We start from the raw sequence: 15500 nt of genomic DNA, 5'->3' as shown, positions 1-15500 counted from the left end.
GTAGTAAGACATGACCCAGCAGGACTCAGGAAAGAACTCTAAATATAACTATGTCAATCCGAACAGCAAATTCTTTAAGCTGTTTTTGGTCTATGACATTTTTATGGTCTTTATTATTGTTTTTAACCTGTTCTGCTTAGGCATGAACTTTTTCTTGATGAGCAATATCGGGTCTTGGTTTTTTAATACCATCCAACTCCCGACGGTGCTGGAGTTTTATCGAACCCATTTACACCCGTGGGTAATTACTACTGAAGCGTGGTTTATTATATTTTTAATTGTAGAACTGGTCATTCGCTGGTTTCTTTCAATCGTACAAAAACACCATGCACGCTGGTGGTTCTTCCCTTTCATTCACTGGTATGAAATTCTTGCGGTGATCCCGCATTTCCGTTTTTTACGTTTATTCCGTGCCGGGATCATCGCTTATCGTTTATATGAGCTGGGCTACAAAGTCGTACCAGATGGAATCCGGATTAAAGCCGTCTTTTATTATCGCGTAGTCATGGAAGAATTATCAGATCGTGTAGTCATCACCGTGATTGATGGCATTCGTCATGAGCTGCAAACCAGTTCACAGCACAAAAAAATCATTCATGATCTGGTTGATCATCATCGTCAGCTGTTTACGGTCACCTTGGCTTCTCTGCTACAAGAGTCACTTGCAACAGCGTTACAACAACAGCAACCTTTAATTACCCAAAAAGTCGGCGTTATTGTCAATCAGGCTATTGAAGATACGCCTGAACTGACGCAACTCTTACGCCTGATTCCGATTGTTGGGGGAAGAATCGAGCAACAGATTCAAAGTATTGGTCAACGTTTAGGTGAGAATATCAGTGCAGGTTTGATCGAGCCATTTACAGCAGGCTCAACTCAACGACCGAATGAAAATTATCAATATATTGCAGAGCAAGCCAGCCAGTTGAATATTGATAATCAATATCTGGAAGAACTGGTCGAATCGGTCGTATTTGAAAGCCTTGAAGCGATAAGAAAACAAGTAAAAGTGAAGCAATGGCAGCAGATTTTGCAAGAATCTGATCAATTGGATAAAAAAGCGGAATGATTACAAGAAAAATTACCAATCGAGCTAGAGAATTCGTGTAATTTGTTCTAGCATTTGCTTTTATTTACAACTGCTTTAACACAATAGAGCGCTTAAAAAGCCCTGAAGGATAAATTATGGCTGATATACGGATTACGGGCAGAATGGTGAATTTTAGTCGACTCACGTTCGACACAAATGACCATAATGCAATCCGACAGCAACTTACCAGCACGCTGAATGAAGGTTCTTATATCGGCACATTGGTCATTATTGACAGTACTGTTGAGCAAGAACTGATTGCATTAATTCAGCTCTTGATTGATCTGGGTTTACAGCCTATGGCAGTGATTGATGGCATTCTGGGTGATGAAGCCCGCGCCATTCAATTCCCTGTTTTACCCGTAGATCAGCCATTGCAACGTATCAAGGCATCTAAAGAACAGGTGGTTGATCCAGCCCCAGCGAAAGCAGCGGATAATTCAGCAATACAAACACCACAAAAAAACACATCGAATGCATATATCACCTCGTATCATGATGAAATTTTGCGTACAGGCCAATGTTTGGTGCAAGATCAGGGTGATATCATTTTAAATGCAGGCATGAATAGTGGTTCGGAAGTCATTGCATCTGGAAATATTCACATTTATGGCAATGCTCGTGGTAGAGTCATTGCAGGTGCAGGTGGACAAGCTGCAGCACGTATTTTCTGCCACTCGTTAGAAGCCGAATTAATCTCGATTGCAGGGACGTATTGTGTTGCAGATGATATTCCAAAAGATATGATCAAAAAGCCTGTACATATTTATTTAAATAACAAGCAAGAACTTGAATTTGAGGCCTTGCAGTTTTAATTTATCTCATTAAACACCAAAAAAGCCCTTTTAGGGGCGTATGACCATAAATAGGAGTGGATTCGGTGGCCAAAATTGTTGTCGTAACGTCAGGCAAAGGTGGTGTAGGTAAAACTACAACAAGTGCATCTTTTGCAACAGGTTTAGCCCTACGTGGTCATAAAACTGTTGTGATCGATTTCGATGTGGGTTTACGTAATCTTGATTTGATCATGGGCTGCGAACGCCGTGTAGTTTATGACTTTGTCAATGTCATCAATAATGAAGCTCGCTTACAACAAGCACTCATCCGTGATAAAGATATTGAAAACTTATATATTCTCCCTGCGTCACAAACCCGCGATAAAGATGCGTTGAGTGATGAAGGTGTAGCACGTGTGATCGACGAACTTTCTCAAGAGTTCGACTACATCATCTGTGACTCACCTGCTGGTATCGAGCGTGGTGCGATTTTAGCAATGTATCATGCAGATGAAGCGATCATTGTGACGAATCCTGAAATTTCATCAGTACGTGACTCTGACCGTATTATTGGTATGCTTGATAGCAAGACCAAAAAAGTTGAACAAAACGAAGGTCGTATCCGTAAGCATTTATGTATCACCCGTTTCAATCCGGAACGTGCTGATAAACAAGAAATGTTAACGATCGACGATATTTCTAAAGATATTTTACGTGTGCCGACTCTGGGTGTAATTCCTGAGTGCCCAAGCGTACTTCAAGCATCAAACGAAGGTAAACCAGTGATTCTGTATTCAGAAGAAAAAGCTGGACAAGCGTATGATGACTTAGTGGCTCGCTTCCTTGGCGAAGACCGTCCTTATCGACACATTGCAGTACAGCCAAAAGGTTGGTTAGCTAGACTATTTGGAGCGTAATTATGGCAGGATTCTGGAGTAAACTTTTTAGCAGTGATGAAAAACCATCAAGTGCACAAACTGCCAAAGATCGTTTAAAAGTTATTGTTGCCTCTGAACAAGGCTTGGGCCGTCGCTTAGGCCAAGACAAAATCGACCAAATGAAAAAAGAAATCATGCAGGTCGTGAGTCGTTATGTTCGTGGGGTGGATGAACAGCATATTCAAATGCAGGTTCGCTCAGAAGCAAACATTGAAATGCTAGAAATGAATATCAATTTACCTGAAGATCGTTAGAAGTTTTTTCATTAGCGATTTTTCGTAAATAAGGGCAAAATACGTCGTAGAATTTGAAAAGTATGACTTTTCTTTTCCCTCCCCACTGGAAGCCTAGCTTCTAGTGTTGCGGCAGGGAAAAGCGATACTTTTCTCATTCTGCCTCATATTTTGCCTTTATTATTTTATAAGACTGAGGAGATTGTCATGGCATTATCACAGCCAGCAACTTTCAATGAAGAATGGTCAGATGAGCGTGTGTTTGCCTACCTTAACCAGCTTCCTCCAGCTGGCGTAAATGCCGACTTTCATGTGCTCTATCATGCCTTCAAACATATGCGCCCAAATGACTATGAGCGCTTGATTACCAAGTTTTTGGCAGATGGTCGTGACTTGAATGCAACCAATCCTGAAGGCCAACGCATTCATGATGTGATTGCACAATTTCCTCGCCAGAAAGAGGGTTTTCTAGAAGTTTTAGCGAAATTTGCTTAATCAATTCTAGAATAAAGGCCACATAATTTATCAATATGAACAAATTGACGCGTAAATTATGTGGTTTTAATTAAAATAATGATATTTTTGGCATGCTCTGATTAATAACTCCAACTCATAATTTTTATATTTTTAACCTCTCTATTTTAAGAAAGACAATGACTGACCAAAACACAAGCGTAATTGAAAATGCTCCTGTAAATCATCATCTAGCCGATTTAACCATCATTAGCCTGAAGAAATTTATCTTTTTATCGGTTATCTCTTTAGGGTTATATGAACTGTGGTGGATCTTTAAAGCATGGCGTTTTCTGGCACTAAAAGATAATTTAAATATCATGCCTGCTGCCCGGGCTATTTTTTCTATTTTCTTCTTATATTCACTCTTCAAGAGAATCAGAGAATATGCCAAAGAAAAAGGCTATGCTCAAGATTTCTCTCCAGGCTGGATGTATGTCGGCTATCTCGTTTTCGCTCTCTTGCTGGCTCGCTTACCTGACCCTTATTGGTTAATTTCTTCTCTCAGTTTTGTTTTCCTTGTCCCTGCATTTTTAGCACTCAATGATGCAAAAAGACAGTCGCATGAATTCAATGTGGTAATACAGGAAAAATTTAATATTGCTCAAATTATTGTCATTATTATTGGCTCTATCTTCTGGATACTCTTATTGATGGGGTTGTTTCTTAATATTGAATAATGAAAGCATGACGAATAATCCATTTATAAAAAAGCCTGCATGATGCAGGCTTTTTGATGTTTTGATTAACGACTTCCAATCAGATAAACACCCAATAAGGTAAATATCCCACCAGACACGCCATCAATCCATTTTGCAAAATTTTGGTATGCATTGCGGAATGTCGGTAGAGAAAATACAAAAGCGACCAAGACAAACCATAGAATTGTCTCAATCGAAACAATAATAAAAAGTAGAGAATGGTGCTGATCAAATAAAGGATTTGCCAAAAACAGTGAGAAGACACTACCGAAGTAGATAATCGCTTTAGGATTGGAAAGGTTGGTCAACAAGCCTTTCATAAAGAATAAATAAGGTGACTGAGGTAAGCTAATTGGATTTATGGTTTGGTTATTTTTAGAGAAGGCAGAGCGAAGCATTTGAAAGCCAAGCCAACACAAGTATAGGCCACCCGCAATAAGCAGTCCTTGTTTAAGCCATGCCATTTTTTCAAAAATAATATTGAGTCCCATCAAAGCAAGGAGTGACCACAGCATTGCCCCTAAACAAATGCCTAGTACCACCAGAAGCGCTTCTTTACGAGAGCGGCTAATAGCCGTTTGTGAAACCAGAAAAAAGTCTGGTCCCGGTGTAATCAATGCACAGAAATGAATAAAAATTAGCGTACTTAATGCAACTAACACGACTCACCTCAACGTTGAGATTTTAAAGGGCAAGCTTAAATAAAAAATGTGATTTTTACCACATAAAAATACGAAAATCTAAAGCAAAAAAGCCTCTATAAAGAGGCTTTTTTTAGTCATAATTTTCGTTAAACGAGAATATCTCGCTTACCATTGGCCCCCATCGAGCTTACGATTCCATTCTCTTCCATCTGGTCAATGATCCGTGCTGCGCGGTTGTAACCTAAGCTAAATTTACGCTGCAATGAAGAGGTAGATGCTTTACGTGTTTCTAAAACGAAAGAGACACATTGATCATAAAGCGCATCTCGGCTCGGATCACCATCACCATCTTCGAAACCACGCGATGAAGGCTCTTCATCAAATGGCGTGAGAATCTCATCCACGTAATCTGGCTCACCACGTTCGCGCCACGCGTCACAAATACGGTTTACTTCATCATCGCTAATGAAGGCCCCATGTACACGCTCAGGCTCGATTTTACCAGGGCCGAGGAACAACATATCACCATGACCGAGCAAGTCTTCTGCCCCACCTGCATCCAGAATGGTACGCGAGTCAATCTTACTGTTCACACGTAATGCAACACGTGTTGGAATATTCGCCTTGATCAGACCCGTAATAACATCCACAGAAGGACGTTGCGTCGCAAGTAAGAGGTGAATACCTGCGGCACGAGATTTCTGCGCCAGACGGGTAATCATTTCTTCGGCCTTTTTACCGACCTGCATAATCATGTCGGCAAACTCATCGGCAACGATCACAATTGAAGGTAACGGCGTTAAACGCGGCGCACGCTCACCCACAACTGAATCACTGGCTTTCCACGTTGGATCAATTAGATCTTCGCCATTGGCAATCGCTTCTTCAACTTTACGGTTATAGTCACTGAGCTTACGGATTTTCAGGAATGACATCAGTTTATAACGGCGTTCCATCTCATTTACACACCAGTTTAATGCGCTAACCGCATCTTTCATGTCGGTTACAACTGGTGTGAGTAGATGAGGGATATCGTTATAGTTGGCCAATTCAAGCTGTTTTGGATCGATCAAAATCAAGCGAAGCTGATCTGGTGTATATTTCAGCAACATCGACAAAATCATCGAGTTCACTGCAACCGACTTACCAGAACCTGTCGTTCCCGCAACCAACATATGAGGTGCTTTGCCGAGGTCAGTAATGACAGGATTGCCTGAAATGTCTTTACCCATCGCCATAGAGAGCAAACCAGCAGGGTCTTCAAAAGCTGGCGTTTTTAACAACTCAATCAACCGTACCATTTCACGGCTACTATTCGGTACTTCAATTCCGATATACGGTTTTCCTGCAATCACTTCAACCACACGAACAGATGCCATCGACATTGAACGTGCCAAATCGCGTGAAATATTGGTCACTTTAGAGGCTTTTACACCCGGCGCAAGATCCAGTTCAAAACGGGTAACGACTGGGCCAGGTTGAGCTTCGACCACTTGCGCTTTGACATTAAACTCTTGCAATTTGATTTCTAGCAATTCAGAAAGACGTGCTAATTGCTCGGCAGTGAAGTTCACCTTTTTGTTTGGATCAACTTCATCCAGCAATTCCAGCCCCGGTAAGGTTGGCAAATCAAGACGTTTTTTCGCCACTTGCATGGCACGAGACATTGGACGACCAAATGCATCTGTTAATGGTGCATCTAAATCAAAATCTTCTTCAATATCCAAATCGGTTTCAGGCTCTGCCTTACCCGCAGTTTCTTGCCATGCTTCGATAAAGGCTTCTTTAGACAATGCTTCTTTCGGTGCATTTGATACTTCAATCGGCGCTTTTACAAAAGCAGACGATTGCGCATAACTTGTGGTACGCGGAGCGGTTTGTTCACGCTCCTCTTCAACCAGAAGATCATTAAACTCATCAATCTCTTCAGCAACAAGATTATGTTTGTCTTCTTGAAGTGGATTTTGCACAGCAGCGCTGTGATTTTGAGTCGTATTTACCTGATTAGACTCACTAATCAAGGCTTCAATATCTGCTTCAAACTCATTTTCCTGCTCAACAGGTGTGTGTGTCATTGCTGGCACAGCCTGAGTGATCAGTGTATGTGCATCTGTTGCTGTTTTACTGTTTGGTACCGCAGCCAATAATTCATCAAAGATCTGGTCATCATTCCAGTCCAGATTGCTAGGATTGGCTTTTTGCATGACTGCTTCAGCATGTGCTGCGGGTTCAAGTTGAGGCGCTACATGGGCTGACTCATCAGCAGCACGCAGTAATGCATCAATTTCCTGTTTATGACTGGCATCATCACGTTGTAATGCACGCCATACTTCACCTGTTTTCACTAAACGCTGACTTTCAGTTTCAAATTGATGCGCACGCTGTAAGGTTTGCTCAAAGTCATCATCAGGTGCAGTTGTTTGTTGTGGTTCAGCACTTTGTTGCTGTTCTTTCGCAACCACATCGGCAAATAATTTTTCTGCCATGAGTTGATGATGTGAATCATCAATTTTAATCAGCTTGGCTTGAACCTGATTGGTTTTGGTCTCGTTTTGATCATCCGAGCTTTCAGGCACAGCTTGGGCTTTACTTGTGACAGCTGGAGTTTCAGCGGGCGTCAACTGCTCCGTTAAATCATATGCAGATTCATTTTGTGGTACGTTTTTATAGAATAGATCTTGCAGATACGCTGGGGTATTTTTCAATGTTACCCAAGTCTTGTTCCACTGAATGCCAAAAGCCAAAGTCAGCAACAAAATACTGAATGCGAGTAAAAACAAGGTCGCACCATAAATCGTCAGCAACTGGGATAAACTCGCACCGAGCTCATAACCAATGATACCGCCAGCCGCATTGTCCAAAGTATCTGCGGGCATGTTCCAGTGCAAATACAACAAACTTGAAATCGAAAGAATTAAAAAAAACTGGGCAGCATAACGCAATGGGCGGTTTAAAAAGCTTCTTGGCCACCAGACCTGGATGGCTTCTATAAACAGGAACAAAGGAATAAGCAAACTCGCCCACCCCAGAAATCCAAAGAGTAAATCTGCGATCCAAGCACCTGCCACACCACTTGCATTCGAAACCTGTTGGGTATCACTGGAAATGTGCATCCATCCGGGATCAAACGGTGTATAAGTTACTGTGGCAAGAAATAAATAAATGCCAAAGGAAATCAAAAATAATGTCATTAAAAAGCGTTGTGCATAAACACTTGACACCGCAGTCATATACAGTCCTGTAACCCAATTCGTTATTTGTTGGTATCTTTTAAGGTCTAACTTACCTTAATCAATAAGTTTTATATTATGCACTCGTTCTTACAAAAAAGATGCACGATTGTTTACTGTTGTTGTTAACATTCTGCACTGATATAGCCCAATTCGATTGAGTTAATCAATATTATCCGGATCGATTTACCCCACTCCCCTCTCGATTCACGTATAATTTTAGCAGTTTCAATATAAAAAGGATGTTCTTTAATGAGCGCTCGTCACTCACGGTTAATTATTTTGGGTTCTGGTCCTGCAGGTTATAGCGCAGCAGTCTATGCGGCACGTGCTAACCTCAAACCGACACTCATTGCTGGTATACAACTTGGTGGTCAATTAACAACGACGACTGAAGTTGATAACTGGCCTGGTGACCCTGAAGGATTAACTGGTCCTGTACTTATGGAACGTATGCAAGCTCATGCAGAACGTTTTGGTACAGAAATCGTCTATGATCATATCAATGAAGTTGATCTTAAGACTCGTCCATTCGTCCTCAAAGGCGATATGGAAGAGTACACATGTGATGCGCTAATTATTGCAACAGGTGCAACTGCACAATATTTAGGTCTTGAATCTGAAGCAGCTTTCATGGGTCAAGGCGTAAGCGCATGTGCAACCTGTGATGGTTTCTTCTATAAGAACCAGAATGTCATGGTTGTTGGTGGCGGTAACACAGCAGTTGAAGAAGCACTTTATCTTTCGAATATTGCAGCGCATGTCACACTGGTTCACCGCCGTGATAGCTTACGTTCAGAAAAGATCTTGCAAGATCACCTTTTTGCCAAAGAAAAAGAAGGCAAAATCAGCATTATCTGGAATCATCAAGTCGATGAAGTCTTGGGCGACAATACCGGCGTAACCGCTGTTCGCATTAAATCAACTCAAGATGAAAGCACTCAGGACGTTCAGGTACAAGGTCTGTTTGTTGCAATCGGCCATAAACCAAATACCGGTATGTTTGATGGTCAGTTGAACTTACGCGATGGCTATATTCAAGTACACAGTGGTACTGCTGGTAATGCAACGGCTGCTTCAATTGAAGGTGTATTCGCTGCAGGTGATGTTGCAGATAGCGTTTACCGTCAAGCGATTACTTCAGCGGGTTCAGGTTGTATGGCAGCCCTCGATGCAGAGAAATATCTCGATAATTTAAACTAATTGGGCCACAATTTAAAAACCACCAGACATTGGTGGTTTTTTTATGGCAGCATCCCTACAATCAAAAGTGATGACTTTTTAGACAAAGCTGCTTTTTTTAATAGATAGAAATACATTGATGAATAGGATAGATAAATGACAACGACCTGGACAAATGGCTATCAAACAGAAGTGAATTATACCTACGGTTATTATCGAGATCTCAGCCCGAATTTCCAAAAGTTTTGTTTATTATTAAATGGGATCGATAGTCCAGACTTTCAGGAAAATCAGAATCACTGCGAACTGGGCTTTGGGCAAGGCGTCAGTATTAATATTCATGCCACTAGCAACCAAGCCAGCTTTTATGGCACCGACTTCAACCCTGCGCACGCCGCACATGCCAATCAACTGGCAGAACAAAGTAAGGTTGAGCATTATTTTTATGACGACAGTTTTGAAGAGCTACTCAACCGTCAAGATTTACCCATGTTTGACTCGATCAGCTTACATGGCATCTGGAGCTGGATTAGCCACGAAAACCAGCACATTATTTTAAAATTTATCCGTCAGTTCTTAAAGCCCAATGGCATTGTCTATATCAGCTACAACTGCGTCACAGGCTGGGCAGCCAATATGCCGATCCGTGAACTGTTTCATAGTCATTTCAAATTTAATAGCACAAGTACCAATCCCCTGCAAAAGGTCAATGAAGCGCTCAGCTTTAGTGAAGACCTGCTCAAACAGAATCCGATTTTTGCACAACGTAATCCCAATGCAGTTCAGAAAGTTGCCGATCTTAAACAACAAAATCCCAACTACTTGATCCATGAGTATCTCAATCAAGACTGGCAATGCTTCTCTTTCCAGCAAGTCGTGCGGACTCTGGATGAGATCAAATTATCTTATGCAGGCTCTACTGATTTAAATACCCATTTAGATAGCATTAACTTCTCAGAGGAACATCAGAACTTTTTAAATGCGATAGAACATCCTATTTTCAAAGAACAATGTCGTGATTATTTTGCCAATACCCAATTTAGACGCGATTTATTTATCCGCGGCAAGAATAATTTGACCCCATTGCAAGTTCAGGAGCGTTTGAGAAAAACAGCCTTTGTCTTACTGACCGCTAAGGAAAAGCTACCTCATAGTATCAATGGACTTTTAGGGACATTTAATTTAATTGAAGATATCTACACCCCGATCGGCAATAAATTTGCAGAAGAAAACTATCGTCCAATCACCATTGCTGAACTAGAACAAAGTTTTCCTGAACTGAATTACGCCCAAATTCTCAATGCTTTGGTGATTTTATCGCATCTAGGTTTGGCCCAACCCTGTCAGACACTGGAACCGAATAATGAAATATTGCAACAAAGTCATCGCTTAAATCATTATTTATTGGAACAGGCGAGTTTTCATCAAAACTATAATGTCTTAATTAGTCCGATTACAGGTATCGGTATTCCAGCCGATCATTTCCAGCAATTGTTCTACCGTGCACATTTCATTGATGGTTTAGAATCAGCAACTGAATTTGCAGAGTATGTCCAAAATGTCATTAGCCAGCTCAACTGGCTAGTACTGGATAGTGAAGGCAAAACTGTGTCTGATCGAGAAAAGAGTCTGGAGGTCATTCAAGCCAAGGCTCAATTTTTCCTAGACAGCAAAAAGCTGCAAATTGCCAAACAACTGCGCCTATTTAGTTAAAGGCTTAGTGCGAATGGCAATCTTCAAGATTGCCATTCCTGCTCAGTTCAGTTAGTTTAGAATCATTCCTATTTACTTTCTTTGCTATGCAACAGCTTCCACCCTCGCAATATATTTTTCCAGATCCTGTAGAAGCAGATCCGGAAGGCCAAGGCTTTATCTGTATCGGTGCTGATCTCAGTCCGTCTACATTATTTGAAGCCTATACACACGGTCTGTTCCCCTGGTTCAATGAAGATGAGCCGATCTGCTGGTGGAGTCCTGAACCGCGCTGTGTGATTGAACCACAACAATACAAGCCCAGTAAGTCACTCATTCGCAATATGAAAAAGCATGATTACCGAATTACCATTAACCATGCTTTTGAAGAGGTCATTCGTTCCTGTTCTTTACCGCGCAGTTATGCCAATGAAACTTGGATCAGTGAAGACATTATTCAAGGCTATTGTGACTTATTTAAAGCTGGCTATGCCTATAGTGTTGAAGTCTGGCAACAAGAGAAGCTGGTAGGTGGCTTATATGGCGTTACCATAGGCAAAGGCTGTTTTGGTGAGTCGATGTTTAGTACTGAAACCGATGTTTCGAAAATGGCGTTCTATACCTTAATGCTGATTGGACAGGAAAATCAGCTTCCGTGGATTGATTGCCAACTGGTCAATGATCATCTTTTAAGCCTTGGTGCGAGTACACTTTCTCGCCAAGCCTATCTTAAATCGTTACAAGATGTAATTATTGCCCCCTCTATCAATTGGAAAAGTTATCAAGAACGTGTATTTTCAAGTAAAACAATAGCAGTTTTTGGCACATTAGACGGTTAACGGATTAACACCTTGGAGGGACAGATTAATGAAATCATACCAACCCAAGTCCCTTTTAAATGACTTACAGTACTACATTACACCGCCGCATGATTGTAGTTATCTCGATAATAAATCTGCCCGGATGGTATTTCTGGACCCGATTCACCGTATTGATGTGGTGACATTGTCAGAACTTTCTCGAGTCGGTTTCCGCCGTAGTGGTGATTTTGTTTATCGTCCTGAATGTCATTTATGTCGCCAATGTCTATCTTGCCGCGTCCCGGTTCAGGAATTCAGCATGAATAGCAGCCAGAAAAAGGCATGGAAACGTAATCAAGATTTAGAAATGAGTATTTTGCCGACCTCGCAAGCCACTCAACAGCATTATGACTTGTACGAACGTTATATCAATGAACGCCACTCAGATGGCGATATGTATCCCGCCAGTCTGGATCAGTTTGAAAAGTTTCTGGTGCATAGCTGCACAGAAAGCTTCTTTATCGAACTCTGGAAAGACCAAAAATTAATTGCTGTCTCAACCTGTGATTTGATGGATGATGGTCTTTCTGCGGTTTACACTTTCTTCGATCCTGATGAACAACGCCGTTCACTGGGCGTGTTCGCCATCCTTAAACAGATTGAATATGTACGTAGCTTGAATCTAGATTATTTATATTTGGGTTATTGGGTACCGCATTCAGATAAAATGAATTATAAATCGCAATATACACCACTCGAATTATTACTGGATGGACAATGGCGCAGACTCAATCGCCCACTCTCAGACAATGAAATTCATCAATTAGGAAATTCATTGATGAGTACACTGCCTTCCGAGTGGAATAATTTAATTATTAAATAACGCAGCAAAATCATCTGTGCATGTCTTGACCATAATCACGGCATGCTCTCTGGAACCATCAGGATTCGGATAATAATTTTTGCGCAAATCAATTTGATGAAATCCTGTTTTTTCATATAAACGAATCGCAGCGGTATTACTTTCACGCACTTCTAAAAAAATCTGAATCGGATTGTTCTTTAACTGCTGAATAGAATCATCTAATAAAGTATAACCAAGTCCTTTGCCCTGCTGACTTGGATGAATTGCCATAAGCAACAGGTTTGCCTCATCCAGAACAGGTTGCAAAATACAAAAACCCACCACCTGATTGGCTTGCTCATACACAGTACATTGATACGAAGCTAAAGACTCCTGAAATTGTTGCTTGCTCCATGGATGTGTTTGCACTAAGCGCTCAATGGCTGCCACTCTTTCCAGATCACGCTCCTGCATCAATCGAATCACAATCTTTCACTCTATAAAATACTGATGCAGATTATCGACAATTTCAGCTAAAAATTGAATAAAAAAATGGGCAGTTTTACTGCCCGTTGGAGTTAACTCAGATTAAAACCTAATTCGGCCCGCCATTTATTCAGTAGTTCCGTCGTATCATCATCATTTGGATGGAACTTCGGTCTCAAGAACGAAAGTAAAGTTGGAATCTGACGCGTCATAAAACCTTTATAACCATACATAAATTTCAACATGTATCGGGTATCACGCCATGTCAACTTGCCATCAACTTTTAATAGCTTTGCGGTGAAATAAGATTGGGTAATAAAGATCAGGCCCATCGCGATAACCAACGCCAATGACCGCATGAAATAGGCTTTAGCGCCCTGCCCATACATAGATTCATACACATCAAAGGCCACGGCTTTATGCTCATTTTCTTCAACCGCATGCCACATCCATAAATGGTACATAGTCTCATCCATAAACATCGCTTGAATGTCTGGATTACTCAATAATTCTTCGGCAATGGTCGAGGTAAAGTGCTCTAAAGCACACGTACCAGTCAAACTGATCATTTCTTTAGTGAAGCCAAAAGGTTTCAAGAGTTTAGATGTTATGCCGATGGTTCGATTAATCAGGCGTCCCGTTTGCTCTTCCATCTCACGGACATTGTATCCATAAGCCTGTGCGGATGCATTGAAAGCTAAATGCTCTTTTGAATGCATGGCTTCCTGACCAATGAAAGCACTGATTTCTTTCTGCAATCTAGGATCAGCCAACTTAGGATCATTACGCACTGCACGCGTACTATTCACAAAGAATTGTTCACCTTCTGGAAATAGTGCTGAAAGCGCAGTCATAAAATGTGTTAAGGCAGCATCTCCATTTGCCCAATAACGTGGCACTTCACCAAATTCAAAATCCATTCGGCGTACAGGAAAACTGGCGCCAGCTCGGTTTGAAATATTGACTTTAGCATTCATACCCTTTTCTCCTATCCGTGAATATTCTTCATAAACCATATCTGATACTTCTTTTATACGCTCTTTTCAGTGCATCGAATAAGTGCAGATAAGGTCAGAAAAGCATCATCTTAGGACATGTCTTCACACTGAAAATCACCTATGAAATGAAAGAGTAAAAAGAAAAAGGGCAATTCTAATTGCCCTTTTAAATCGATTTATTTGAAGATAAGAAAATTAGAAACCGAGTTTCGCTTTCCAGTCTTTTAACAACTGTACCGTATCCAGATCATTTGGATGGAAGCCTGGTTTAAAGTAAGCCAGCATCTCACCTGCCATACCAGTAATAATCCCTTTTGAAGGACTATAGCCATATTTATAAATCATCGCCAATTCTTTAAAGTTCAGCTTTTTATCTTGTTGAAGCAAACGTAAAGTGAAATAGGACTGAAGAATAAAAATCAGAGCCATCGCAAAAACCAGCGCAGAGGTACGCAAGCTATAAGCTTTTAAACCTTTGCCAAATACGGCTTCATAAACATCATAAGCTACGGCTTTATGCTCATTTTCCTCGACTGCATGCCAGAACCACATATACGACATGGTCTCATCGGTCATTAAGTCCTGAATATGCTGATTACGCAATAATTCAGAAGCAATGGTCGCGGTGAAATGCTCTAAGGCAGTTGTTGCGGTGAGGTTAACCATTTCTCTGGTCATACCAAATGGTTTAACCACTTTAGAAAAATTATTTAAGGCAAATTGAATATAACGTCCAGTGATTTGCTCTAAAGTTCTTACATCATGACCATATTTTTGTGCAGAAGCATTAAAGTTAACATGCTCTTGCGTATGCATGGCTTCTTGACCAATAAACGCACTGATTTCTTTTTGTAGTTCTTCGTTGTCTTTAATCGCTGGGTAGTAACGAACCGCACGTACCGCATCAATAAATAATTTCTCACCATCTGGAAACAGTGCAGATAAACCTGTCATGAAATGGGTTAAACCTGCTGAACCATCCATCCAGTATTCTGGTACTTGATCGAAATCAAAATTCATACGACGGACTGGGAAGCTTGCACCCGCACGATTTGAAATATTTACTTTAGCATTCATGCTGCCAACTCCTTTTTCAGTGAAACATTCCACTGAGCACTTTTATTTGTTTCTTGCGTTTTATATTACGTTTTTATGCAAATCAAATAAGTGCAGTTTGGGACAGCAAGCTATCAGTTAAGGACACTCTTACAAAAGGATTGTCTAACAATAGGCAAAAAAAAACACCCCAAAGGGGTGTTTTTTTATCACTCTAGGCGATTATGCAGTTACTTTAGCAACAACACCAGCACCTACAGTACGACCACCTTCACGGATCGCAAAACGTAGACCTGGGTCCATTGCGATCGGGTGGA

15 protein-coding genes and 1 pseudogene are annotated in these 15500 nt (G+C 41.0%); 10 read left to right on the top strand and 6 right to left on the bottom strand.

Annotated features, from left to right (window positions below):
- The first annotated feature begins 10 nt into the window (after positions 1-10).
- From EC846_RS09000 to EC846_RS08975, 6 genes are all read left to right on the top strand, one after another.
- Positions 11-1069 (top strand): preprotein translocase subunit SecA, encoded by a 1059-nt coding sequence (locus EC846_RS09000; protein WP_123774950.1) that lies wholly within the window; start codon positions 11-13, stop codon positions 1067-1069.
- A 116-nt stretch (positions 1070-1185) separates the two neighbouring features.
- On the top strand, positions 1186-1905 hold the full coding sequence (gene minC, locus EC846_RS08995) for a septum site-determining protein MinC (protein ID WP_123774949.1): 720 nt from the start codon (positions 1186-1188) through the stop codon (positions 1903-1905).
- A gap of 65 nt (positions 1906-1970) precedes the next feature.
- Complete coding sequence (minD, locus tag EC846_RS08990) at positions 1971-2783, top strand: septum site-determining protein MinD (RefSeq protein WP_004770954.1); 813 nt, start codon at positions 1971-1973, stop codon at positions 2781-2783.
- 2 nt (positions 2784-2785) lie between these two features.
- On the top strand, positions 2786-3058 hold the full coding sequence (gene minE, locus EC846_RS08985; RefSeq protein ID WP_004655180.1) for a cell division topological specificity factor MinE: 273 nt from the start codon (positions 2786-2788) through the stop codon (positions 3056-3058).
- Positions 3059-3244: 186 nt separating this feature from the next.
- The gene (locus tag EC846_RS08980; RefSeq protein ID WP_004770953.1) at positions 3245-3532 is read left to right on the top strand and encodes a PA4642 family protein; all 288 of its coding nucleotides are present in this window, start codon (positions 3245-3247) and stop codon (positions 3530-3532) included.
- A gap of 158 nt (positions 3533-3690) precedes the next feature.
- Complete coding sequence (locus EC846_RS08975; protein WP_123774948.1) at positions 3691-4230, top strand: hypothetical protein; 540 nt, start codon at positions 3691-3693, stop codon at positions 4228-4230.
- A gap of 65 nt (positions 4231-4295) precedes the next feature.
- Here the strand turns inward: EC846_RS08975 and rhtC are convergent, their stop codons facing one another.
- Positions 4296-4913 carry a threonine export protein RhtC gene (rhtC, locus tag EC846_RS08970; protein WP_005256380.1) on the bottom strand — a complete coding sequence of 206 codons (618 nt, stop codon included), beginning with the start codon at positions 4911-4913 and terminating at the stop codon, positions 4296-4298.
- A 128-nt stretch (positions 4914-5041) separates the two neighbouring features.
- Positions 5042-8125, bottom strand: a complete 3084-nt coding sequence (locus EC846_RS08965; protein WP_123774947.1) for a DNA translocase FtsK — start codon at positions 8123-8125, stop codon at positions 5042-5044.
- 252 nt (positions 8126-8377) lie between these two features.
- Between EC846_RS08965 and trxB the strand changes: the two genes are divergently transcribed.
- The 4 genes from trxB (at position 8378) to EC846_RS08945 (ending at position 12682) form a co-directional block, all read left to right on the top strand.
- Positions 8378-9328 carry a thioredoxin-disulfide reductase gene (gene trxB / locus EC846_RS08960; protein ID WP_005256378.1) on the top strand — a complete coding sequence of 317 codons (951 nt, stop codon included), beginning with the start codon at positions 8378-8380 and terminating at the stop codon, positions 9326-9328.
- A 135-nt stretch (positions 9329-9463) separates the two neighbouring features.
- Positions 9464-11020 carry a class I SAM-dependent methyltransferase gene (locus EC846_RS08955; RefSeq protein WP_123774946.1) on the top strand — a complete coding sequence of 519 codons (1557 nt, stop codon included), beginning with the start codon at positions 9464-9466 and terminating at the stop codon, positions 11018-11020.
- Between the two features lie 86 nt (positions 11021-11106).
- Positions 11107-11838 carry a leucyl/phenylalanyl-tRNA--protein transferase gene (gene aat, locus EC846_RS08950; RefSeq protein WP_005256374.1) on the top strand — a complete coding sequence of 244 codons (732 nt, stop codon included), beginning with the start codon at positions 11107-11109 and terminating at the stop codon, positions 11836-11838.
- 28 nt (positions 11839-11866) lie between these two features.
- Positions 11867-12682, top strand: a complete 816-nt coding sequence (locus EC846_RS08945; RefSeq protein WP_005256372.1) for an arginyltransferase — start codon at positions 11867-11869, stop codon at positions 12680-12682.
- Here the strand turns inward: EC846_RS08945 and rimI are convergent.
- The 4 genes and pseudogenes from rimI to EC846_RS08925 all read right to left on the bottom strand — a co-directional run.
- Positions 12668-13129, bottom strand: a complete 462-nt coding sequence (rimI, locus tag EC846_RS08940) for a ribosomal protein S18-alanine N-acetyltransferase (RefSeq protein WP_213071310.1) — start codon at positions 13127-13129, stop codon at positions 12668-12670. The genes EC846_RS08945 and rimI overlap by 15 nt on opposite strands.
- Before the next feature lie 92 nt (positions 13130-13221).
- Positions 13222-14106 carry a metal-dependent hydrolase gene (locus EC846_RS08935; RefSeq protein WP_047431905.1) on the bottom strand — a complete coding sequence of 295 codons (885 nt, stop codon included), beginning with the start codon at positions 14104-14106 and terminating at the stop codon, positions 13222-13224.
- Between the two features lie 216 nt (positions 14107-14322).
- Positions 14323-15204: a metal-dependent hydrolase gene (locus EC846_RS08930; RefSeq protein WP_123774945.1), complete on the bottom strand. Its 882-nt coding sequence runs from the start codon at positions 15202-15204 to the stop codon at positions 14323-14325.
- Between the two features lie 201 nt (positions 15205-15405).
- Positions 15406-15500: pseudogene (locus tag EC846_RS08925) on the bottom strand (elongation factor Tu); the annotation flags it as partial.

It is taken from the genome of Acinetobacter sp. BIGb0102, from assembly GCF_003815055.1.
Lineage (GTDB): Bacteria > Pseudomonadota > Gammaproteobacteria > Pseudomonadales > Moraxellaceae > Acinetobacter > Acinetobacter vivianii.
This window is presented reverse-complemented; position numbering and strand designations above follow the sequence as displayed.